This window comes from Roseateles sp. (assembly GCF_036404855.1).
Classification (GTDB): Bacteria; Pseudomonadota; Gammaproteobacteria; order Burkholderiales; family Burkholderiaceae_C; genus Pelomonas.
On record NZ_DASWYS010000170.1, the window covers coordinates 1 to 22,168 of the forward strand.

22 protein-coding genes are annotated in these 22,168 nt (G+C 68.0%); 19 read left to right on the plus strand and 3 right to left on the minus strand.

Features of this window, described 5'->3' with window-relative positions:
• The 11 genes from sucC to VGF12_RS11330 form a co-directional block, all read left to right on the plus strand.
• The coding region (gene sucC, locus VGF12_RS11280; protein ID WP_331176136.1) for an ADP-forming succinate--CoA ligase subunit beta at positions 1-982 on the plus strand (982 nt) is incomplete at its 5' end.
• A gap of 18 nt (positions 983-1,000) precedes the next feature.
• The gene (gene sucD / locus VGF12_RS11285) at positions 1,001-1,894 is read left to right on the plus strand and encodes a succinate--CoA ligase subunit alpha (protein ID WP_331176137.1); all 894 of its coding nucleotides are present in this window, start codon (positions 1,001-1,003) and stop codon (positions 1,892-1,894) included.
• A gap of 83 nt (positions 1,895-1,977) precedes the next feature.
• A complete protein-coding gene (locus tag VGF12_RS11290) occupies positions 1,978-2,673 on the plus strand; it encodes a TerC family protein (RefSeq protein WP_331176138.1) in 696 nt (231 codons plus the stop codon).
• Between the two features lie 10 nt (positions 2,674-2,683).
• Positions 2,684-3,799 (plus strand): serine/threonine-protein kinase, encoded by a 1,116-nt coding sequence (locus VGF12_RS11295; protein WP_331176139.1) that lies wholly within the window; start codon positions 2,684-2,686, stop codon positions 3,797-3,799.
• The gene (locus VGF12_RS11300) at positions 3,796-4,605 is read left to right on the plus strand and encodes a Stp1/IreP family PP2C-type Ser/Thr phosphatase (protein WP_331176140.1); all 810 of its coding nucleotides are present in this window, start codon (positions 3,796-3,798) and stop codon (positions 4,603-4,605) included. The genes VGF12_RS11295 and VGF12_RS11300 overlap by 4 nt, the downstream gene beginning before the upstream one ends.
• Before the next feature lie 37 nt (positions 4,606-4,642).
• On the plus strand, positions 4,643-5,296 hold the full coding sequence (locus tag VGF12_RS11305) for an FHA domain-containing protein (RefSeq protein ID WP_331176141.1): 654 nt from the start codon (positions 4,643-4,645) through the stop codon (positions 5,294-5,296).
• Between the two features lie 178 nt (positions 5,297-5,474).
• Positions 5,475-6,260 (plus strand): MBL fold metallo-hydrolase, encoded by a 786-nt coding sequence (locus tag VGF12_RS11310; RefSeq protein WP_414710066.1) that lies wholly within the window; start codon positions 5,475-5,477, stop codon positions 6,258-6,260.
• Positions 6,261-6,498: 238 nt separating this feature from the next.
• Complete coding sequence (locus VGF12_RS11315; RefSeq protein WP_331176143.1) at positions 6,499-6,966, plus strand: pilin; 468 nt, start codon at positions 6,499-6,501, stop codon at positions 6,964-6,966.
• A 181-nt stretch (positions 6,967-7,147) separates the two neighbouring features.
• Positions 7,148-8,824 carry a phosphoethanolamine transferase gene (locus tag VGF12_RS11320; RefSeq protein WP_331176144.1) on the plus strand — a complete coding sequence of 559 codons (1,677 nt, stop codon included), beginning with the start codon at positions 7,148-7,150 and terminating at the stop codon, positions 8,822-8,824.
• A 77-nt stretch (positions 8,825-8,901) separates the two neighbouring features.
• Positions 8,902-10,584 (plus strand): phosphoethanolamine transferase, encoded by a 1,683-nt coding sequence (locus VGF12_RS11325; protein WP_331176145.1) that lies wholly within the window; start codon positions 8,902-8,904, stop codon positions 10,582-10,584.
• Between the two features lie 44 nt (positions 10,585-10,628).
• Positions 10,629-12,329 carry a PglL family O-oligosaccharyltransferase gene (locus VGF12_RS11330; RefSeq protein ID WP_331176146.1) on the plus strand — a complete coding sequence of 567 codons (1,701 nt, stop codon included), beginning with the start codon at positions 10,629-10,631 and terminating at the stop codon, positions 12,327-12,329.
• Here the strand turns inward: VGF12_RS11330 and moaC are convergent.
• Positions 12,326-12,808 carry a cyclic pyranopterin monophosphate synthase MoaC gene (gene moaC / locus VGF12_RS11335; RefSeq protein WP_331176147.1) on the minus strand — a complete coding sequence of 161 codons (483 nt, stop codon included), beginning with the start codon at positions 12,806-12,808 and terminating at the stop codon, positions 12,326-12,328. The two genes, VGF12_RS11330 and moaC, sit on opposite strands and share 4 nt — an antisense overlap.
• Before the next feature lie 70 nt (positions 12,809-12,878).
• Here moaC and VGF12_RS11340 point away from each other — a divergent pair, with 70 nt between their 5' ends.
• A complete protein-coding gene (locus tag VGF12_RS11340) occupies positions 12,879-14,471 on the plus strand; it encodes a M48 family metalloprotease (protein ID WP_331176148.1) in 1,593 nt (530 codons plus the stop codon).
• A gap of 185 nt (positions 14,472-14,656) precedes the next feature.
• On the opposite strand, the gene VGF12_RS11345 is transcribed toward VGF12_RS11340, so the two are convergent.
• A complete protein-coding gene (locus VGF12_RS11345; RefSeq protein WP_331176149.1) occupies positions 14,657-15,013 on the minus strand; it encodes a phage holin family protein in 357 nt (118 codons plus the stop codon).
• Positions 15,014-15,135: 122 nt separating this feature from the next.
• Here VGF12_RS11345 and VGF12_RS11350 point away from each other — a divergent pair, with 122 nt between their 5' ends.
• The 7 genes from VGF12_RS11350 (at position 15,136) to VGF12_RS11380 (ending at position 21,563) form a co-directional block, all read left to right on the plus strand.
• Entirely contained in the window at positions 15,136-15,885 is a 750-nt protein-coding gene (locus VGF12_RS11350) for a TonB family protein (protein WP_331176150.1), read from the plus strand.
• A 95-nt stretch (positions 15,886-15,980) separates the two neighbouring features.
• The gene (locus tag VGF12_RS11355) at positions 15,981-18,197 is read left to right on the plus strand and encodes a TonB-dependent receptor (protein ID WP_331176151.1); all 2,217 of its coding nucleotides are present in this window, start codon (positions 15,981-15,983) and stop codon (positions 18,195-18,197) included.
• A gap of 18 nt (positions 18,198-18,215) precedes the next feature.
• Positions 18,216-18,899 carry a Fe2+-dependent dioxygenase gene (locus tag VGF12_RS11360; protein WP_331176152.1) on the plus strand — a complete coding sequence of 228 codons (684 nt, stop codon included), beginning with the start codon at positions 18,216-18,218 and terminating at the stop codon, positions 18,897-18,899.
• Positions 18,896-20,017 (plus strand): alpha-hydroxy acid oxidase, encoded by a 1,122-nt coding sequence (locus VGF12_RS11365; protein WP_331176153.1) that lies wholly within the window; start codon positions 18,896-18,898, stop codon positions 20,015-20,017. The genes VGF12_RS11360 and VGF12_RS11365 overlap by 4 nt, the downstream gene beginning before the upstream one ends.
• A gap of 18 nt (positions 20,018-20,035) precedes the next feature.
• On the plus strand, positions 20,036-20,323 hold the full coding sequence (locus VGF12_RS11370; protein WP_331176154.1) for a PepSY domain-containing protein: 288 nt from the start codon (positions 20,036-20,038) through the stop codon (positions 20,321-20,323).
• Positions 20,324-20,331: 8 nt separating this feature from the next.
• Positions 20,332-20,898 (plus strand): cytochrome b/b6 domain-containing protein, encoded by a 567-nt coding sequence (locus VGF12_RS11375; RefSeq protein ID WP_331176155.1) that lies wholly within the window; start codon positions 20,332-20,334, stop codon positions 20,896-20,898.
• A gap of 233 nt (positions 20,899-21,131) precedes the next feature.
• On the plus strand, positions 21,132-21,563 hold the full coding sequence (locus tag VGF12_RS11380) for an SWIB/MDM2 domain-containing protein (protein WP_331176156.1): 432 nt from the start codon (positions 21,132-21,134) through the stop codon (positions 21,561-21,563).
• 93 nt (positions 21,564-21,656) lie between these two features.
• Here the strand turns inward: VGF12_RS11380 and VGF12_RS11385 are convergent, their stop codons facing one another.
• Positions 21,657-22,049: a response regulator gene (locus tag VGF12_RS11385; RefSeq protein WP_331176157.1), complete on the minus strand. Its 393-nt coding sequence runs from the start codon at positions 22,047-22,049 to the stop codon at positions 21,657-21,659.
• Positions 22,050-22,168: the final 119 nt, after the last annotated feature.

Sequence of the window (22,168 nt, forward strand, 5' to 3'; positions counted from 1 at the left end):
CAAGGTTGCCAAGACCATCGAGGACGTCAAGGCCAAGGCCGAGGGCATCCTGGGCATGCAACTGATCACGCACCAGACCGGCCCCGAAGGCCAGAAGGTGCGCCGCCTCTACATTGAAGACGGCGCCGACATCAAGAATGAACTCTATGTCTCGCTGGTCACCGACCGCGGCACGCAGAAGGTCGCCTTCATCGCGTCGAGCGAAGGCGGCATGGACATCGAGGAAGTGGCCCACTCCACGCCCGAGAAGATCATCACCGAGATGATCGACCCGCTGACCGGCCTGACCGAAGCGCAGTCGCGCAAGATCGCCGGCGCCATCGGCCTGACCGGTGGCTCCGTCGACCAGGCGGTCGACATCTTCGCCAAGCTCTACAAGTGCTACATGGACACGGACGCGTCGCTGGTTGAAATCAACCCGCTGAACTGCGACTCCAAGGGCAACCTGATGGCCCTGGACGCGAAGTTCAACTTCGACGCCAACGCGCTGTTCCGCCACCCCGAGATCGTCGCCTACCGCGACCTGGACGAAGAGGATCCTGCCGAAGTCGAGGCCTCCAAGTTCGACCTGGCCTACAGCTCGCTGGACGGCAACATCGGCTGCCTGGTGAACGGCGCCGGCCTGGCCATGGCCACGATGGACACCATCAAGCTGTTCGGCGGCGAGCCGGCCCACTTCCTGGACGTCGGCGGCGGCGCCACGGCCGAGAAGGTCACCGAGGCCTTCAAGATCATGCTGAAGAACCCGGAAGTGAAGGGCATCCTGGTCAACATCTTCGGCGGCATCATGAAGTGCGACACCATCGCCGAAGGCGTCATCACCGCCTGCAAGGCCGTGAACCTGCAAGTGCCGCTGGTCGTGCGCATGAAGGGCACCAACGAAGAACTGGGCAAGAAGATGCTGGCCGAATCCGGCCTGCCCATCATCGCCGCCGACACGATGGCCGAAGCGGCCACCAAGATCGTCGCCGCCGTCAAGTAAGCCCAGGAGTTCCACACCATGTCGATCTACATCAACAAAGACACCAAGGTCATCACCCAGGGCATCACCGGCAAGACCGGCCAGTTCCACACGCTGGGCTGCCAGGCCTATGCCAACGGCAAGAACGCCTTCGTTGCAGGCGTGAACCCCAAGAAGGCCGGCGAGAAGTTCTCCGAGATCCCCATCTACGCGACCGTCAAGGAAGCCGCTGGCCAGACTGGCGCGACCGTCTCGGTCATCTACGTGCCGCCGGCAGGCGCCGCGGCCGCCATCTGGGAAGCCGTCGAAGCCGACCTGGACCTGGCGATCTGCATCACCGAAGGCATTCCCGTTCGTGACATGCTGGAAGTGCGCAACAAGATGAAGGCCAAGGAAGCCGCCGGCGGCAAGCGCACGCTGCTGCTGGGCCCCAACTGCCCGGGCCTGATCACGCCGGAAGAAATCAAGATCGGCATCATGCCGGGCCACATCCACCGCAAGGGCCGCATCGGCGTCGTCTCGCGCTCCGGCACGCTGACGTATGAAGCCGTGGCGCAGCTGACCGAGCTGGGCATCGGCCAGTCCTCGGCTGTCGGCATCGGTGGCGACCCGATCAACGGCCTGAAGCACATCGACGTGATGAAGGCCTTCAACGACGATCCGGACACCGACGCCGTGATCATGATCGGCGAGATCGGCGGCCCGGACGAAGCAGAAGCCGCCCGCTGGTGCAAGGCCAACATGAAGAAGCCCATCGTCGGCTTCATCGCCGGCGTCACCGCTCCTCCGGGCAAGCGCATGGGCCATGCCGGCGCGCTGATCTCCGGCGGTGCCGACACGGCCGACGCCAAGCTCGCCATCATGGAAGAGTGCGGCTTCACGATCACGCGCAACCCGTCCGAGATGGGCAAGCTGCTCAAAGCCCTGCTGTAATCCGGGCTTCGTGCCCCTTTTGAAAGCCGCCGGGTTCGAGCCCGGCGGCTTTTTTGTTTTCCCGCCCGCCGCCCCCGCAAGACATGGACCTGCTGAATGCCGCTTTCTTCGTCGCGCTGCTGAAGATCATCTGGGTCAACATCCTGCTGTCCGGCGACAACGCCGTCGTCATCGCGCTCGCGGCGCGCAACCTGGCAGCCGACCAGCAAAAGCGCGCCATCATCTTCGGCAGCGGCGCGGCCATCGTGCTGCGCGTCGTGCTGACGCTGTTTGCCGTGCAGCTGCTGCAGCTGCCCTGGCTGAAGCTGGTCGGCGCCGTGCTGCTGCTGTGGATCGGCGTGCAGTTGCTGGCCGACGGCGATGACGAAGCCGACGTGCACGCCAGCAGCAGCATCTGGGTGGCCGTTCGCACCATCCTGATCGCCGACCTCGTGATGAGCCTGGACAACGTCATCGCCGTCGCGGCCGCCGCCAACAGTGCACCCGAAGCCGTCCGCGTGATCCTCCTGGTCATCGGCCTGGGCCTGTCCATCCCGCTCATCATCTTCGGCAGCACGATGCTGCTGAAGCTGATGCAGCGTTTCCCGGCCATCATCACGATGGGCGCCGCGCTGCTGGGCTTCGTTGCCGGCGAGATGGCGACGACGGATGCCGCCGTGCACGAGTGGTTCGAGGCCCACATGCACGGCCTGGACTACGCGGTCAGCATCAGCTGCGCCGTGCTCGTCGTCGCCACCGGCCTGGCCCTGGCGCGCCGCGGCAAGCCCGAGGCCACCTAAGATCGCCGGCATGGCTCGCGGCAAACCCGGTTTCTGGCAGCGCCTCATCGGCCGCGGCGCCGACACGCCGCCCACCGAGCCGCCACCCCCGGCCGACGCCCCCCCTGCGCCGGACCCGGCACCGCCGCAAGCCACGGGCGGCGCGCACAGCCTTCAGGACTACGACATCGGCGCCGAGATCGGCCGCGGCGCGATGGCCATCGTCTACAAGGCCACCCAGCGCTCCACGGGCCGCCAGGTCGCCATCAAGCGCCTGGCACTGAGTCGAGAGTTCTCCGCCGAAGACCTGGCTGACGTGCGTGAGCGCTTCATGCGCGAAGCCCGCGCGGCCGGGGCGCTGGAGCATGCCGACATCCTGCAGGTGGTCGACGCGGGCCAGGACGGCAGCGACGCCTGGCTCGCCCTCGAGTACGTGCTGGGCCGCGACCTCAGCCTCTTCACCAAGGCCGGACAGCTGCTGCCGGCGCGCGAGGTCGTTCAGCTGGGCGCCCGCCTGGCGCGCGCGCTGCACTATGCGCACAGTCAGGGCGTCATCCATCGCGACATCAAGCCGGCCAACGTGATGCTGGACCGCGTCAACGGCGGCCTCAAGCTGATGGACTTCGGCATCGCCCGCGTCGGGGACGGCAGCCGCACGCGCACAGGCCTGGTCCTGGGCACGCCCTCCTTCATGTCACCCGAGCAGCTCGCCGGCCTGACCGTGGATGGCCGCAGCGACCTCTACTCCCTCGGCGTGTTGCTCTACCAACTGCTCACCGGCGCGCTGCCGCATCAGAGTGACTCGATGGCGCGACTGATGCAGCAGATCGCCACGGAGCCCGCACCCGACGTGCGCACGCACCGTCCGAGCCTGCCCGAGTCGCTGGCCCTGGTGCTGGCCGTTGCCCTGGAAAAACGCCCCGAGCTGCGCTACCCCTCCGGCGAACAGATGGCACGCGACCTCGAGGCCGTCCTCGTCATGGCCTTGCAGGCCGAGCCCGCGATGCCCGAATCCGTCGCCCCACAGGATCCGGCCTTTGCGCAAACCTTCGCACAAACACTGCGTTTGACGCCCGACGAAGCAGGGCAGAATCCCCGCTCCCCTGCCCCCGGCGCCGTGCCATCAGACCCTCGCCAAGCCTCATGAACCTGGAGTTCTTCAGTGCCACCGACGTGGGCCGTGCGCGCGACAACAACGAAGACTCGGTCGCGCTGGACGAGGCCGCCGGCCTGGCCGTGCTGGCCGACGGCATGGGCGGCTACAACGCCGGCGAGGTGGCCAGCCAGATGCTCACCAGCTTCGTCGCCGCCGAGCTTGGGCGCTGGATCAAGGATGCCGGCCGCGAAGCCCGCGCCGGCGAGGTCAAGCGCGCGATGGACATCTGCGTGGACAACGCCAACCGCGCCATCTTCAATGCCGCCAACACCAACCCGCGCTACGCCGGCATGGGCACGACGCTGGTGCTGGGCGTGTTCCGTCCCGAAGGCCTGCTGCTGGGACATGTCGGCGACTCGCGTGCCTACCGCCTGCGCGCCGGACGCCTCATGCAGATCACGCGTGACCACTCGCTGCTGCAAGAGCAGATCGACGCCGGCCTGCTGACGGTCGAGGAGGCGGCCTTTTCCAGCAACAAGAACCTCGTCACGCGCGCCGTCGGCGTGGAGGACACGGTGCTGATGGAGCTGCATCTGCATGAAGTCCAGCCCGGCGATACGTATCTGCTGTGCTCGGACGGCCTGTCCGACATGCTCGACGACGGCAGCCTCGCCCACCTGCTCAACAGCACCCCGGCGCTGCCCGAAGCGGCACGCGCTCTGATCAACGCAGCCAATGACAATGGCGGGCGCGATAACATCGCGCTCATCCTGGCCCGCGCCGAGGGCCGCCAACGCACTGAAGGACGGGGCTGGTGGCCCTTCGGTCGACGTGGCGGCAAAGACTCCGTCGCCTGAAGAGTCGCGGCACGCACAACAGAACTTGAGGTCATACATGGGCAAACTGGTGGTTTCGCTCGACGGCGTGGTGATCAAGGAAGTCCAGATCACCAAGGACAAGACCACGCTCGGTCGGCGGCCGTACAACGACATCGTCATTGACAACCTTGCCGTCAGCGGTGAGCACGCCGTCCTGCAGATGGTCGGTGCCGACGTCTTCATCGAAGACCTCAATTCCACCAACGGCACCTACATCAACGGCAAGGCGATCAAGAAGCAATTGCTGGCCGACAACGACACCGTCGAGATCGGCAAGTACAAGATCAAGTTCTTGCTGAGCGACGGTGGTGACTACGAGAAGACGATGATCCTCAAGCCCGGTTCCGGCGCGCCGCCGAACCTGGGCCTGACTTCCTCGTTCGGCGCCCTGGGCAGCGGCAGCACCATCGGGCCGGCGTCCATCAAGGTGCTGACCGGCGCCGCCGCCGGCCGCGAGGTTGCGCTGACCAAGGTCGTCACGACGCTGGGCAAGCCCGGCGTGCAGGTCGCCTCGATCACCAAGCGCCCCACGGGCTATGTCTTCGCCCATGTCGAAGGCTCCCAGCGCCCCAGCGTCAACGGCATCCCGCTGACGGGCGAATCCATCGCACTGCGCACCGGCGACCTGATCGAGCTGGCCGGCACGCAGATGCAATTCATCCAGGGCTGAGCCCCCTTCAGGCGGCGGGCGGGGCCGGATTCCGCGGCGGTCGGCCGCGTGTGATTTCCTCACGCACGGCATCCCCCCAACTCGGTAATCCGACCGTCACGATCCGCCGGGGGCTGCGTACATTCTTGGGCATCTGCCTCGCCTGGCGCGAGGCTCACGAATCCAAGCCATGCACCGCATGAACATCCGCGTCCTGGGCTGCTCCGGCGCCATTGCCGCCGGCTACAAGACCACCGCCTTCCTGCTCGACGACGATGTCCTCATCGACGCCGGCACCGGCGTGGGCGATTTGCCGCTGGATGCGCTGGCCGCCATCGACCACATCCTGCTCAGCCACTCCCATCTGGACCACGTGCTGGGCATCCCCCTGCTGGCCGATGCCGTGCTGCGCCTGCGCGTTGCCGCCGGCCGCCCGCCCATTCGGGTCCACGCCCTGCCGCAAACGCTGGCTGCCCTGCGCCAGCACATCTTCAACGGCGTCATCTGGCCCGACTTCACCGCGCTGCCCACCGCCGCGGCCCCGGTGCTGTCGCTGCACCCCTTCCAGATCGGCGATCGCCTGGACCTCGGCGGCCGCGTCATCGAAGTCCTGCCGGCGGCCCACACCGTGCCGGCGGTCGGCTTCGCCGTGGACGCCGGCGCCGCCGCCGGCCATGCCCACTGGGTCTTCACCGGTGACACCGGCCCCAACCCGGCGCTGTGGCGCCGGCTGGCCGACCTGCGCCTGTCCCATCTCGTCATCGAAACCGCCTTCAGCGACGACGAGGCGGCGCTGGCGCACGTCAGCAAGCACCTCTGCCCGCACGACCTCGGCCACGAACTGGCTCAACTGTCCGGCAGCGTCGACGTGCGCATCACCCACATCAAGCCCGGCGAGGTCGAGGCCGTCATGCAGGGCGTGCAGGCGCTCAGCAGCCCCCACCGGATCAGCACGCTCCAGGCTGGGCAGGACATGCGGCTCTAGTCCGGCAACACCTCGTTACAGGCGCCTTCGAGGCGCCATTTTTTCGCCTGACATTTCGCGGCGCGCCTGCTCCCAATGACAGAACGCGTCAGCCCAAAGTGACCATTTTTGTCAGCCGCCCGCGTTCTGAACGCGCATTCGTGCGCTTTCGCACAGGCCAGCAGGCCGGAAAAGCTGGCACGCCCCCTGCATCCAGTGGGTGTGCCCTCCTCCCACCCACTTTGACTGGAGTTCTGACATGAACCTGAAAGCACGCGCCCAACAAGGCTTCACCCTGATCGAACTGATGATCGTCGTCGCCATCATCGGCATCCTGGCCGCCGTGGCGATTCCGCAGTACAAGGACTACACGGCCAAGGCCAAGGCCGGCAACGCGCTGTCGTCGGTTGACTCGGTCAAGGCTGCTGTCGCCCTGTGCGCCCAGGAACTGGGTGCTCTTGATAGCTGCGATGAAGAAACCAACGGCATTCCCAAGTTCACCGCAACCAAGGAAGTCGCCAGTGCCGAGACCAAGAAGGGCGTGATCACGCTGAAGTTCCAAGCCGCTTCGGTCGTCGGTGCCGATCTGGGCGACGCGACGATCACTTTCACGCCCAATATGCCCGCCGGCGCTACGTCCATCACGTGGAAAATTGAAACCTCCGTCAGCTCGACCAACGCCAAGTCGGTCTACGACTCCATCGTGAAGAACAGCGTCTCGAGCTGATCGCCAGTATTCGCATCGATACAAGAAAAGGGGGCTTCGGCCCCCTTTTTTGCATCCTGCCAGCGCCTGACGAGGCGCTCGTCTTGCAAGGCCCATGAATTCACCTCTTCCGCCGCGATTCCGAGTCCTCCTGACACGTGTCTCGCTGCCTCTGCTGCTGCTAGCCGTATCGCTGCCAGCCATGTCCCAGTTCGGGCTGAGCTGGTCGCAGGCCACAGCGCAGCAGCCTCCGGGAGAGCTCGTCACCCCGCTTGGCATCCACCTTGCTCTGCTTGCAGCGCTGCTTGGCGTTGTCGGACGCATACGGCGGCTGCTCCCCTTGCTGCTGCCTGCCGCACTGTTTGCACCTGCCGAGACCTTCTATCTGCTGTGGTTCGGCCAGCCCTCCGACGCCCACCTCTATGGCGTCATAGCCGACACCAACTTCGAGGAGGTGACGAGTTGGCTCGGCCCCTGGCTTCTGCCGGTCATCGTGGCCACGTGCCTCTGGGTCGCTGCGCTAGCGTGGATGGCCCGCAGTTGGTGGCACGCCGACTGGCGCTGGAGACACCGCTCACGGACATGGGTGTTGACGGCTGGCGCCCTGCTGACAGGCCTGCTGCTGGTCCTGCACCAAGCGGTCTCGCCGGCCATTGCCAAGCTGGTCGAAGGCGGGGATGACTCGTATCTGGAGCACTCTGTCAGCAAGCCCCGCGTGGGCGTTATCGGGGTGGCGGAGGCGATCTATCCCTGGGGGGTTCCTCTTCGGTGGGCCAACTACCGTGAACACCAGCAGGCGCTGGCGCGGCATGCCCAAGTCAGCACCAACTTCGATTTCGGTGTGCGTTGGCGCGCGGGCACCCCACCGGCACGCCAGATACAGATCCTCGTGATTGGCGAGACCGGCCGACCGGACCGATGGGGCCTGTTCGGCGCCACGCGGGACACGACACCTCGCCTCGCGTCTCGCTCCGGCCTCATCCCTTTTTCTGACGCCGTCAGCGCCGCCTCGGCTACACGCGAGGCTGTGCCGCTGATGCTGACCCGCCGCCCTCCTCAGGACCTGCTGGCTCCGCCTAGCGATCCATCCCTCGTCGCAGCTTTCCGGCAGGCGGGCTATCGCACCTACTGGCTCAGCACCCAGGGAGCGGCGGGCCGCCATGAGACTCCCGTCTCCGTGCTGGCCGGCGAAGCCGACGAACGGCATTTCATCAACGCCGTGGACTATCGCCAGGCAGGCGCCCTCGATGGCGAACTGTTGCCGCTCTTGCAGAAGATCCTGGACCGGAATGAACCACGGCAGCTCATCGTGCTGCACACGCTGGGTAGTCACCTGAGCTATGCCCACCGCTATCCGCGCGACTTCGAGCGCTTCCAACCGGCCCTGCAACCGGGTGACGTGCCGGACATCTGGAGTTCGGCGGTGCTGGACAAATTGATCAACGCCTACGACAACAGCGTGCTCTACACCGACCACATGCTGGACGAGGTCATCACCAAGCTCGACCGTAGCGGCGCTGCTGCCACCTTGCTCTATGCCGCCGATCACGGCGAGACGCTGTACGACGGCAGTTGCCGCCGTGGCGGGCACGGTTTCGATGCTGAAACCAACTACCGGATCCCGATGGTGATCTGGACTTCAGCGGCCTGGCAGGCCGCGCGACCGCAAGCTCAGGCGGCGCTTCAGGCCCACGCCCGTTCGCCCGTGAGCAGCCTCTCCATCTTCGCCACGATGACCGGATTGGCCGGCTTTGACACCGCCCGACCGAACGGGCACGCCGACCTGGGCAGCGAGCAGTGGCGACCCTCAAGGCGGCTCATCACGCATTTCGGCGATTTCGACGCGGACCTCAAGGGCAAGTCCTGCTCCAGTCACTAGTAGAGCCCCGCTCGATACTCTCGGACGCCATGTCAGAGAACCCAGGCCCTTCTATCGAACACGCGCGCAGCAAACGTTTGCTCACAGCGAACGGGGTGCTGCTGCTGGTTCCTGCCGTGGTGCTTGCCCTGGTTGCCGACACCGCAAAGCTCGGCCCCTGGGCCTGGTTGTGCAGCCTGCTGCTGTCCACACTGACACTGGCGTTACCGATGCTGCTGGTGACGAGCTGGCGCGCCCTGTTCCTGCTGCACCTGCCGCTCCTGAGCCTGTCTCCCTTCTTCATCTGGTATGTGATGAAGTTCTCGGCCCCGCCTGACGAGAACGCGTTTGCCGTCGTGTTGACGAGTCCGGCCGCCGAGTTCCTCAGCTTCGTGGCGCTGTTCAAGCTGCAGCTTCCGCTGCTGATCTGCGCGGCCGCACTTGTCGCCTACGCGGCCGTCGCCATCAGGCTCGGCCGGCAGGCCATCCCGCCCAGCCTTCGTCGCATGGCCACCTGGCTGGCCGTGCCGATGCTCGTGCTTCTGCTGTGCGTGCCATCGAAGAGTCCGCGCGGGCTCGAGGTCGACATTGGCGAGAACGTTCGCAGCTACCTGACCTCCAGCTATCCGCTCGGCGGCCTCGTCAGCGTGGTGGGCGGCATCGAAGGCAATGCGCATGTCTGGGGTTTCTTCGATCCCCCCGAGCCCTACAACGCCCGAGCCCTTCCCGACAGCGCGGCACCACGTACTCACATCCTGGTCATCGGCGAGTCGGCCCGGGCCGATCGCTTCCATCTCCTCGGCTATCAGCGGCAGACCACGCCCGAGTTGGAACGCACGGACAACCTGCTGGTCTTCACCAACACCTTCGCAACGGGCAACCTGACCTCGCTCGCCGTGCCCATGCTGATGACCGGCATTTCGCCCGCGAGCTATTCACCTCAGGCCATCCGCGGCAACCTGGTCGACCTGGCCAATGAGGCGGGGTACTTCACCGCCTGGCTGTCCAACCAGGAGTTGGCGCTCTACAAGATCTTTCGTCCGCGTCCGCAGGTCTGGCGCCAGCCCGTTGACACGGTCAACTGGGCCGACAGCAATGCCACGCCCGACGATGTGCTGCTCGCGCCGCTGGACGAGCTGCTGAAGAACAGCAGCCCGCACAAGTTCATCGTGATGCACACCTACGGCAGTCACTGGAATTACTCGCTGCGCCTGCCGGACGATGGCTTCCACTTTTCCGGGCGAAATCGCGATGCGGTCGTTGCGGCCATGGCCAACGACCCGGCGGGCCGTGTGGCCGCGGACGTCTACGACGACACCATCCTGCACACGGACTTCGTCCTCAGTCAGATCATCCAGCGCGCATCTCGCCTTCCTGGCGAGGTCACCGTGACCTACCTGCCCGATCATGGCGAATCACTGATGGCCGTCGAGGGACGTGCCACGCACGGCTTCAGGGAGTTCAGCGTCAGCGAACTCCACATCCCCTTGCTGTTCTGGGCCAACGAGGCGTTCAGGTTGGCACACGCCGCGCAGTGGCAGGCATTGCGCGAACGTCGCAATCTCGTCGTCAGCCAGGATGCCCTCTTTCATACCACGGCGTCCCTGCTGGGCATCGAGTTCCCGGCGCATGACACGAGCCGCGATCTGACTTCCGGCGCCTTCCGGCCGATTCCGCTCAAGCAGCTTCAGTTCCGCATCGCCGGCCCGGCAGACACGCGCCGGCTGCAGGACGCCGCCAACTGGCCGCGGGCCTGTCGGGCGCTACACGCCTGCGATTGAGCTGCGCAGTCAGCGCTGACCACAACATGCCATGATCCGCGCCCATGTCCTCCCAGACGACCTCCGCCCCGGTTGAAGCCGCACCGCTGGGCCTGATCCTTGCCGCCGCGCTGCCCCCGCTGCTGGCCTACAACCAGACCCCGTCGGCCACCCTGTACAACCAGCTCCTCGCCCTCGGCGGCTGGGGCCTGGCCCTCGTGCTGCTGGCGCGCGCCACACCCGGCTGGCTGAGCGCACTGAAAAGTCCCGCGGCCCTGGCGCTCCTGCTGCTGCTCATCGCGCCGATGAGCTCCGTCGTCTGGCGCTCCCTGCCGGCGTCGCTCGGCCTGGGCGCCATGGCCATCCTCGGCGCCGGCCTGGCCGTGCTGCTGGTCGCCCAGGGCCTGTCGCGCGAGCAGCGCGGTCTCGCCGCCGAGGCGCTGTGCTGGGGTCTGCTCGCGGCCGGACTGGCCAGCGTGGCCGTCAGTCTCGTGCAGGTCTTCATGCCCGGCTGGGCGGACGGTACCGTCATCGCACGCTCCGGCATCCCGGGCCGGGCGGTCGGCAATCTGCGCCAGCCCAACCACCTCGCCAGCCTGATGATGTGGACCTCGGTCGCCGCCGTCTTCATCACCGAGCGGCGCGGTTGGCGCTGGCTGCTCGCGCCCCTGCTGTTCGCCGGCGTCTTCACCGTGGTGCTGAGCGCCTCGCGCACCGGCTTCATCGGCATCGCGATGCTGGCCGTCTGGGGCCTGGTCGATCGCAAGCTCTCGCGCAGCGCGCGACTGGCGCTGCTGGCCACGCCGCTGATGCTGGGCGCGAGCTGGTGGCTGATGGCGCAGTGGTCGGCAGAAGGGCATGCCTTCGGCGCGGCCTCGCGCCTGTCCGAAGGCGCGGGCTCACCGTCGCGCCTGGCCATCCTGCGCGATGCCTGGGCACTGACGCTGGCCAACCCGTGGCTGGGGGTCGGCTGGGGCGAATTCAATGTCGCCTGGAGCCTGACGCCCTTCCCGACCCGCCCCGTCGCCTTCTTCGACCACACGCACAACCTGCCCTCGCAACTGGCCGTCGAGCTGGGGCTGCCCTGGGCGGGCGCGGTCCTCGCCCTGCTGGGCTGGGCGCTGTGGAAGGCCTGGCGCGGCGCGGCGCGCGCCGACGAGGACGCGCCGCTGCGCCGCGCGGCGCTGATGATCGTGCTGACCATCGCGCTGCACAGCCTGCTGGAGTACCCACTCTGGTACGCCTATTTCCTGCTGCCTGCCTGCTTCGCCTTCGGCCTGGCCCTGCCGACCCAGGAGCCGGCCCGGCCGGCGTCGGGCCTACCCTGGCAGGTGGTCGGCGGCCTGCTGATCGCGGGCAGCGCCTTCGCCGTCTGGGACTACCACCGCATCGTCGTCATCTACGCGCCACCGGCCGATGCCGCGCCACTCAACGAGCGCATCCTCACGGGCCAGCGTTCACCGCTCTTCGGCCACCAGGCCGACTACGCCGCGGCCACCGGCTTCCCGCCCGGCAAGCTGGCCCTCGCTGCGACGCGCCGCACCGCCTTTAGCCTGGTGGACGCGAGGCTGCTGATGCACTGGTCGCGCTCGCTGGAAACGCTGGGCGACAGAGAAGGCGCACGGTACGTGGCTGACCGGCTGCGCGAGTTCCGCAACCCGACCGGCGACACCTGGTTCGCGAGCTGCGAGGACGCTGCCTCCGCGCCGCTCATGCCGCAATGCCAGCCGGCCTCCGGCGTCGTGGACTGGCGAACGCTGCGTTAGGTCCCGGCGCGCCAGTCGCCGCTCTTGCCGCCTTGCTTTTCCAGCACGCGCACGTTGGCGATGACCATGCCGCGATCGGCAGCCTTGCACATGTCGTAGACGGTCAGCAGGCCCACCTGCACGGCGCACAGCGCTTCCATCTCGACGCCGGTGCGACCCAGCGTCTCCACCTGGGCACGGCACAGTACGCGACTGCCGGCCTCGTCGAGGTCGAACTCCACCGCCACGCGCGTGATCGGCAGCGGGTGGCACAGCGGCACAAGATCGCTGCAACGCTTCGCACCCTGGATGGCCGCGATGCGCGCCACGCCCAGCACATCGCCTTTCTTGGCGGAGCCGCTGGCGATCAGCGCGAAGGTCTCGGGCCGCATGCGGATCTCGCCGGCTGCGACGGCGACGCGGTGGGTCTCGGCCTTGGCCGACACGTCCACCATGTGGGCCTGGCCCTGGGCGTCAAAGTGGGTCAACGGGGTCGTCATGCCTGGAAACAAAGGGGCAAGGTGTTGCAGGCATCATAGGAGCCTCGTTCCCGGCTCGCGCCCCTGTCCGATGAAGAAGTCCCTGCACCGCCCCCTGCTCAGCCTGCTTGCCGCGGCGACGCTGGCCCTGCCCGGCGCCCCGCTGAATGCCCAGGTCAACCTGCCGGCGCTCGGCGACTCGGTCTCGCAAGACCTGGACGTGGGCGCCGAGCGCCAGCTGGGCGAGCGCTACATGCGCTCCATCCGCCTGGACCCCGCCGTCGTCCAGGACCCGCTGCTGCAGGAGTACATGGAAGGCATCTTCCGGCCCCTGGTGACCGCGTCGAGCAAGCTGGGCCACATCGGCGAGGACATCCAGACCCGCTTCGCCTGGGAGTCCTTCCTCGTCGAGGACAAGAGCATCAACGCCTTCGCGCTGCCGGGCGGCTTCATCGGCACCCACCTCGGCCTGATCGCGATGACGGTGTCGCGCGACGAGCTGGCGTCGGTGCTGGCCCACGAGATCTCGCACGTGACGCAGCGCCACATCGCCCGCCGCATCGCGGGCGATTCGAAGAACAGCATGATCGCCATCGCCGGCCTGCTGCTCGGCGTGTTGGCCGCATCGCGCGGCAACATCGACCTCGCCAACGCCGGCATCGTCGGCGGCCAGGCCGCGGCCACGCAGATGTCGCTGAACTTCTCGCGCGACATGGAGCGGGAAGCCGACCGCGTGGGCTTCAACGTGCTGGTGGAGGCGGGCTTCGCCGGCAGCGGCATGGTGAGCATGTTCGAGCGCATGGAGCAGGCCTACCACCTGATGGACAACGGCGCGTTCCCCTATCTGCGCTCCCACCCGCTGACAAGCGAGCGCATCGGCGACGCGCGCACGCGTCTGGCGCTGGAGCCGTTCGCGCGTCCGCGCGGGCTGGCCGAGCATGCACTGATGGCAGCCCGCGCCCGGGTGCTGATGGACCCACGCGTGGACGCCTGGAAGGTGCTCGAGAACTACGACGCCGGCGCCCGCAACATCCGCGAGAGCGGCGGTTACGAGCAGCTGGGCGCCCGCTATGCCTCGACGCTGGCGTCCATCAAGCTGCGCGACTTCGACCGCGCCGAAACGACGCTGCGCAGCGCCGAGGTGACGCTGCAGCTCATCAACCCCAGCCCCGCGGAGACCGTGGCCGCCCGTCGGCAGCTGACCTACCTGCGCGCCGAGCTGGCGCAGGCGCGCGGCCGATCGATGGAAGGCGCCGCGGCGCTGGACAGCCTGCAAGGCGAGAAGTCCCGCCCGATGCTGATGCAGCGCGTGGGTCTGGCGCTGGTGCCCGGTGCGGGCGTGCCCGCCCTGCGCGAGGCGGCCGATGCGCTGCAGACCCATGTCAGCCTGCAGCCCAAGGACTCGTACGCCTGGGCGCAGCTGGCCCTGATCTGGCAGAAGCTCGACCAGCCGCTGCGGGCGGTGCGGGCGCAGGCCGAGGTGCATGCCGCCGCGGGTGACCTCAACGGCGCCATCGACCGCCTGCGCTCCGGCCTGCGCCAGTCGCGCGGACCGGATGCCGACCAGGTGGAGGCCTCCGTGATCGACGCGCGGCTGCGCACGCTGGTCTACGAGCGCCAGTCCATTCTCGGCGAGATGTTCCGGGGTCGCTACATCCCGCCGGACGTCGAACTGCCGAATTGAGGCCACGGCCTGACCCGACGGCGGCGCTGGCGAGCAGCGGCGCTTCGCTGCTTCAGGCCTGAATGGCGGGGCGGCGCACCCGCCGCCCCCGCCTGCCCTGCAGGGCGCAGCCATGCCAGTGGCCCTGCAGGCCCCCTGGCTGCGCCTCCCGGAGGGAGGCCGCCGTCAGCCCTCGGGGGGTGGACCTACTCTCCGGGGAACAGGCGCTCGATCACGACGTCGATGACCATGCCGCACAGGCTGTAGATCAGCGAGCCGACCAGCGCCGCCCAGAAGCCGGTCACGGCCAGGCCGTCCAGCACCGAAGCCGCGGCCCAGAACATCAGGGCGTTGATGACGAAGAGGAAGAGCCCCAGGCTCAGCACCGTCACCGGCAGCGTCAGCAGCACGAGGATGGGCCGCAGCAGCGTGTTCAACAGGCCCAGCACCAGGGCCGCGATCAGCGCCGACGTGAAGCTCTTGACCACCACGCCGGGGTAGAGGTGAGCCACCAGCAGCAGCGCCCCGGCGAGCAGCAGCCAGCGAACGAGAACCTTGGTCATGCGGCGAGCATATCGGCCGCCGCCGGAGGCGGTGTCGCGCCCGCGCCGCAGCTTGTCCCAGATCAAATAGGAATCGTTCGCATTCGTGTTAAGATTTTTCGTATCAATCCCATGTCCTGTCCGTGAAGCCGCTCGCTTTTGTCGCCCCCAACTCGGCTGCCGCCCCGTCCCGGCTGGCCGTGTCGCGCGTGGCGACACCCCGGCCCAGCTATGCCGAAATGTCGCAGCCCCCGCGGAGTCGCCGCCTGGTGCTGATTGGCGTGGCCGCACTGCATCTGCTGGGCCTGTGGGGCCTCAGCCAGATGCAGGACGTGCGTCGCGCGGTGGCCCGCGTCGCACCGGTCGTCGTGCGCCTGGTCGCGCCGGCAGAGCCGCCCAAGCCACTGCCGCCACCGCCGACGGCCATGCCCGAGCTGAAAGTTCCGGCGACCCCGCTGATTGAGCCACCCCTGATCGCCATCGCGGTGGCCCCGGCGCCCTCGCCGGTCGTCGCGGCATTGCCGCCCCCGCCGCCGGTCGTCGTGCAGGCCCAGGTGGCACCCGCCCCGCCCGTCGCGCAGGTGGTGCCACCGCCGGCGCCGCAGATCAAGCAGATCCCGGCCAGCGCCGTGCGCTATCTGAGAGAGCCGCGCATGACGGTGCCGCTGATGTCCAAACGCCTGCGCGAATCCGGCGTCGTGCATCTGCGAGTCGTCGTCGACGTGCGCGGCCAGCCGCGTGAGATCACGCTGGCGAAGTCCTCCGGCTTCACGCGCCTTGACGAGCAGGCGCAGCTGGACATGCGCAGCGCCCGCTTCGCCCCGTACATGGAGAACGGTCAGCCCGTCGAGTGGGAGGTCATCGCGCCGATGTCCTACGAAGTCGACCGCTGACCCAAGCCGTTTCCCCCTGAGTAGCCATGCCGTGGGCGGCGCCCGATGCCGTCGTGGGCAAAGCCATGCCCATTCACGATCCATCGGAGAGATCCATGTCCCGCAACAAAAAGACGAGCCTGCCCAAGGCCCACACCCTGCTGCCCCTGGGTGCACTGGCCGCCGGTTTCGGCCTGGCCTCCGCCGCCCTGGCCCAGACCACTCCGGCCAAGGAAGACAACGTGCTGCCCACGGTGCGCGCCAAGGCCAGCGCCGAGAAGCAGGGCAAGGACGACTACCAGGCCACCGAGACCCGCATCGGCAAGGGCAAGCAGGACATCCGTGACATTCCCCAGGCGCTGACCGTCGTGACCGAGAAGGTCATGGACGACCGCAACTTCAGCAGCGTCAAGGACGTGCTGCGCAACACCTCCGGCATCACCTTCCAGGCGGCCGAAGGTGGCGAGGAAGACATCAAGATCCACGGCATCTCGCTGCAAGGCACGGGCGACGTCTTCATCGACAGCATGCGCGACCCGGCCTTCTACGACCGCGACACCTTCTTCCTCGACCGGCTGGAACTGCTGCGCGGCTCGGCCTCGCTGCTGTTCGGGCGCGGCTCCACCGGCGGCGCGCTGAACCAGGTGACCAAGCAGGCCGTGCTGGCCGACCAGAACGAGATCGCCGTCCAGATGGGCAGCCATGGCGCGCTGCGCGCCGTGGGCGACTTCAACACGCGCACCGGCGAGACCTCGGCCTTCCGTGTCGTCGGCATGCACAACACCGCCGACAGCAACGGCGCCGGCTCCAAGCTCGACAAGCGCGGCGTGGGCGCCAGCTACCGCTTCGGCATCGACGAGACCGACGAGTTCGGCATCACCGTCTACGGCCTGCAGAACGACAACGGCATCAACTACGGCGTGCGCTGGATCCGCCCGACGGCCACCGGCGCGGCCAACCAGCTGAACACGTCGCTGGACCCCGACGCCTACTACGGCATGGCCAGCGACTTCAACAAGGGCACGGCCTACTACGCCATGCTCAGCCACACCCACCGCTTCTCGCCGGAGACGGAGTTGGTGACCAAAGTGCGCGCGGCCAACTACACGCGTGACCAGCGCGCCACGCTGTGGAACTTCGCCGCTGCGGCCCAGCAGCCCACCAAGCTGAACGTGGCACTGGACAACATCAGCGCCGACACCGTCATCACGCGCGCCCTGCAGCTCAAGAAGCAGGACATGCAGACCATCACCGCCCAGAGCGACCTGAGCACCAAGTTCCGGCTCGGCGGCTTCGACAACGTGCTGCAGGCTGGCATCGACTTCTCGAACGAGAAGAAGCAGGTGTTCGCCACCGTCGGCACCCAGACGGCCAAGCCCGGCACCACCGTCGGCACGCCGTATGACGGCGCGTCCTACGACGAGTCCCTGCGCACCTTCCGCACCAGCAGCGACTACACGTCCAAGGCCTACGGCGGCTACGTGCAGAACATGATCCAGGTCGCGCCGATGTGGAAGCTGCTGGCCGGCCTGCGCTACGACAACCTGACGGGCGACTACTTCCAGTATTCGGCCGCCACGCCGCCGGTGGTCACGTCCTACCGGATGAAGGTCTCGGAAGTGAGCAAGCGCGCCGCCGTGCTGTTCCAGCCGAATGAACAGTGGTCCTTCCACCTGATGGGCGCGACGTCCTTCAACACGTCGGGCGACGCCTACTCGCTGAGCTCGGCGAACGTGGACATCCCGCCGGAAAGCTCGGTCAACGTCGAGCTGGGTACCAAGTGGGACAGCGCCGACGGCAAGCTCAGCGTGCGCGCCAGCGCATTCCGCAACACCAAGCTGCACGAACGCAACACCGATCCGCTGGTCAACCTCGTGACCCTATCGGGCAAGCGCCACGCCGCCGGCCTGGACGTCGACATCCTCGGCCGCATCACGCCGCAATGGGAGATCTTCGGCAACTTCACGTGGATGCCGGTCGCCAAGATCGACATCGGCGTGGCCGGCGCCGAAGGCCAGGGCACGCGTCCGTCGCTGACGCCGCGCTACTCCGGCAGCCTGTGGACGGCCTACCAGGTGCTGCCCTCGCTGCGCCTGGGCGTGGGTGCCAACGCCCGCAGTGGCCAGCAGCCCAACCGCAACCCCGGCTTCTACGCGCCCAAGTTCATCACCGCCGACGTGATGGCCGAGTACACCGTCGTGCCGGAACAGCTGCTGTTCAAGCTCTACGTCAGCAACGTGGCCAACAAGCTCTATGCTGACCAGCTGTACACGTCCTTCTACGTGCCCGGCACCGGCCGCGTGACGAGCATCACCGGCACCTACAAGTTCTGACGAAGCCCCTCGCGCACCATGCTGCTGAAGATCGACAAGGTTCTGGATGCGGCCGGCCTCGCGAGGGCCCGTGAACTGCTGGCCGCGGCCCCCTGGGTCGACGGTCGCACGACCGCCGGCTCCCAGGCCGCGCTGGTCAAGAACAACCAACAACTGCAGCCCGGCACCGAACCGCACCGCGAGCTGCAGGCGCTGGTGCTGCAGGCGCTCGAGAAGCACCCTCTGTTTTTCTCGGCCACGCTGCCCAAGCGCGTGCTGCCGCCGCTGTTCAACCGCTATGCCGGCGCGACGAACACCTACGGCGACCACGTGGACCAGGCCGTGCGCTACCTGCCGGGCGGCACGCAGCGCGTGCGCACCGACATCTCCTGCACGCTGTTCCTGAGCGACCCGGCCGACTACGACGGCGGCGAGCTCGTCATCGCCGACACCTACGGCGAGCAACGCGTCAAGTTCGCGGCCGGCGACCTGGTGCTCTACCCCGGCACCAGCGTGCACCGCGTCGAACCCGTCACGCGCGGCGCGCGGCTGGCCAGCTTCTTCTGGATCGAGAGCATGGTGCGCAGCGACGAGCAACGCCGCCTGCTCTACGACATGGACATGAGCCTGATGCGGCTGCGCGCCGAGCACGGTGAGGCCGAGGCCCTGGTCCAGCTCACGGGCACGTATCACAACCTGCTTAGGATGTGGGCCGACACGTGAGCCCGGCGCCGGTCATCGAATCCCTGCCCGAAGGCCTGGCCAACCTCGCCGACTTCGAAGCCCCGGCCCGCGCCCGCGTCAGCGATGCCGCCTGGGCCTACCTGAGCGGTGGCGCAGCCGACGAGATCACGCTGCGCGCCAACCGCGCCGCCTGGGACGCCATCCGGCTGCACCCCCGCGTGCTGCGCGACCTCGGCCACGGCCACACGCGCGTGACCCTGCTCGGCCGCGAGCTGCGCCATCCCATCCTGCTCGCGCCCATCGCCTACCAGCGCCTCTTTCATGCCGACGGCGAGCTGGCCCTCGGTCACGCGGCGGCGGCCCAGGAGGCCGGCCTCATCCTGAGCGCCCAGGCCAGCGTCGAGATGGAGCTCGTCGCCGCGCCCATGCGAGCCGACCCGGGTGCCGGCCCGCTTTGGTTCCAGCTCTACTGGCGCGACGACCGCGAGTTCATGCGCGCCCTGCTGCGCCGCGTCGAGGCTGCCGGCTTCCAGGCCCTGGTGCTGACCGTCGACGCGCCCGTGCACGGCGCGCGCGACCGCGAGCGCCGCATCGGCTTCAAGCTGCCCGACGACATCCGCGCCGTCAACCTCGGCGGCCTGAAGAAGCCGCTGGATCTGCAGCCCGGCCAGAGCGCCCTGTTCGACGGGCTGATGCCGCGCGCCGCCACCTGGCGCGAAGTCGACTGGCTCCGCACGGAAAGCCGCCTGCCGCTGCTGCTCAAAGGCGTCACGCATGCCGACGATGCACGCGAGGCCCTGGCCCGCGGCGTGACCGGCTTCGTCGTCACCAACCACGGCGGCCGCGCGCTGGACACGCTGCCCCCCACCGCCGCGCTGCTGCCGCCGCTGCGCGCCGCCGTCGGCCCGGATGTGCCGCTGCTCGTCGATGGCGGCATCCGCCGCGGCACCGACGTGCTCAAGGCCATCGCCCTGGGCGCCGACGCCGTGCTGCTCGGCCGCCCCTACGTCCACGCCCTCGCTGCCAGCGGCGCCCTGGGCGTGGCGCACGCGCTGCGCCTGCTGCGCGACGAGCTGGAGATCGCGATGGCCCTCTCCGGCTGCAAGACCCTCGCCGATGCCGGCCCGGCACTGCTCTGGCCCGGCGCCCCTGCCTGATCCTGAAAGGACTTCCACATGAAACGCCTCCTCACCACCCTCGCCCTCGTCGTCACGGCCGGCAGCGCTTTCGCCCACGGCGCCGTCTCCTGCCCCGTCGTGCCCAAGGAAGAGAAGCGCGGCCAGATGGAATTGCAGAAGAAGCTGGAATCCGAGGGCTGGAAGGTCCGCAAGGTCCAGAACTACAACAACTGCTACGAGGTCTATGGCTTCGACGGCCAGGGCAAGAAGGCCGAGGCCTTCTTCCACCCCAAGACCTTTGAGCGCGTCTACCCGGAAGGCGAACAGCCGGCTGACAAGAAGTAAGGGCGGGGATGACGGGCGCCGCGCGCATCCGCGTCTGGGACGTCCTGGTCCGCGTGCTGCACTGGACGCTCGCGGCGGCCATCGCCACCTGCTGGATCAGTGGGCACTGGCCCCCCCGCGACTTCGACGCCGTGCACCACACCGCCGGCTACGTCGCCGGCGCAGCGGTGGCGCTGCGCATGGCCTGGGGCTTCGCGGGCGGCCGCAGGGCCCGCTACGCGCGCCTCGCCCAGTTCGTGCGCCGTCCGCACGAGGTACTTGCCTACGCCCGCGCCATGCGCTCGGGACGGGAGCCGCGCTACCTCGGCCATAACCCCCTGGGCGGATGGATGGTGCTGCTGCTGTGGAGCACCGCCGCCGCGCTGGCGGTCAGCGGCTGGCTGTACACGACCGACTGGCTGTGGGGCTACGAGTGGTTGTCAGACCTGCACGCGGCCTTCGCCTGGCTCATCGCCATCCTCTTCGTGGGCCATCTCGGCGGCGTCTTCGTGACCAGCCGGCGGCATCGCGAGAACCTCGTCGGCGCGATGTTCAGCGGCATGAAGCGCGTGCCTGAACACGACGACGTCGCCTGAGCGCAGCGGTGATTGCAAGGCTCGCGAAGGCCCGAGTGATGCGGCCCCGCGACAAGCGAGGCCCCAAAGGGCCCATTTCATGGGCGTTTGCGGGTCATCCCCTCTATGAAAGCCTTCTCTTCCCCTAGGGAGAGCAGTACCATCGCCGCCGCAGGGTGCTAGCGAGTATTGAAGGCTTACGCGGCCTTCACCCAGGCCCGGCACATCAACAACCTTTGATGGAGTGAATCGAAATGGCAACTGCGAAGAAGGCCGCGCCCGCGAAGAAGGCGGCGGCTCCGGCCAAGAAGGCCCCGGCGAAGAAGGCAGCGGCGCCCGCAAAGGCGCCTGCGAAGAAGGCGGCGGCTCCGGCCAAGAAGGCCGCGCCCGCGAAGAAGGCAGCTCCGGCCAAGAAGGCCGCAGCACCCGCCAAGAAGCGCACGCCCAACGCCGCCTTCATGAAGGCCCTGACCCCCAGCGCCGCTCTCGCGGCCATCGTCGGCGCAGCCCCGCTGCCGCGCACCGATGTGACCAAGAAGGTCTGGGAATACATCAAGAAGAACAAGCTGCAGGACGAGCTGCAAAAGCGCGTCATCAACGCCGACGCCAAGCTGAAGGAGATCTTCGGCAAGGCCAAGGCCGACATGTTCGAGATGACCAAGCTGATCAACAGCCACCTGAAGTGATGCCGCGCCGCGCGAGCGGCCCGTCAGCCCAAGCCCGGCACCGCCGGGCTTTTTTTTGGTTCTTCGCCGATGTCCGGGGACCAATAGGACCCGTCAGGCCATCAGCTGGTGCAGCGCGGACTGCAACCGCGGCACGTCGATGGGCTTGAGCCAGTAGTCGTGGAAGCCCGCCTCGCGCGCGGCGCGCACGACACCGCTGGGGTCGTCGGCCGACAGCGCCACCCAGCGCACATCCCGCAGCGCCTCGTCCAGGCCGCCGTCGGCACGGGCCTGGGTGATGAGGTCCAGGCCCGTCATGTCGGGCAGGTTCATGTCGACGAGCACCAGGCTGGGCCGGCTTTCAGCCAGCGCCGCCAGCGCCTCGGCGCCCGTCTCCGCGCAGCGCAGCTCCCAGCCCGGCAGCCGGCGAAACACCTCCTCCATCAAGATGAGATGGATGCGGTCGTCTTCGACATAAAGCACCAGCGGCGGGGCACGATCGGGCATGGCGGGTTCGGAACGGCGGCAGGAAGCGGTCGGCACGATAGCAGCATTGCCGGACCGGCCGGCGGGAGGGCGCGACGCGCTCTTCGGCCTTTTGCGTGATTTTTCTCACCGACCACGCA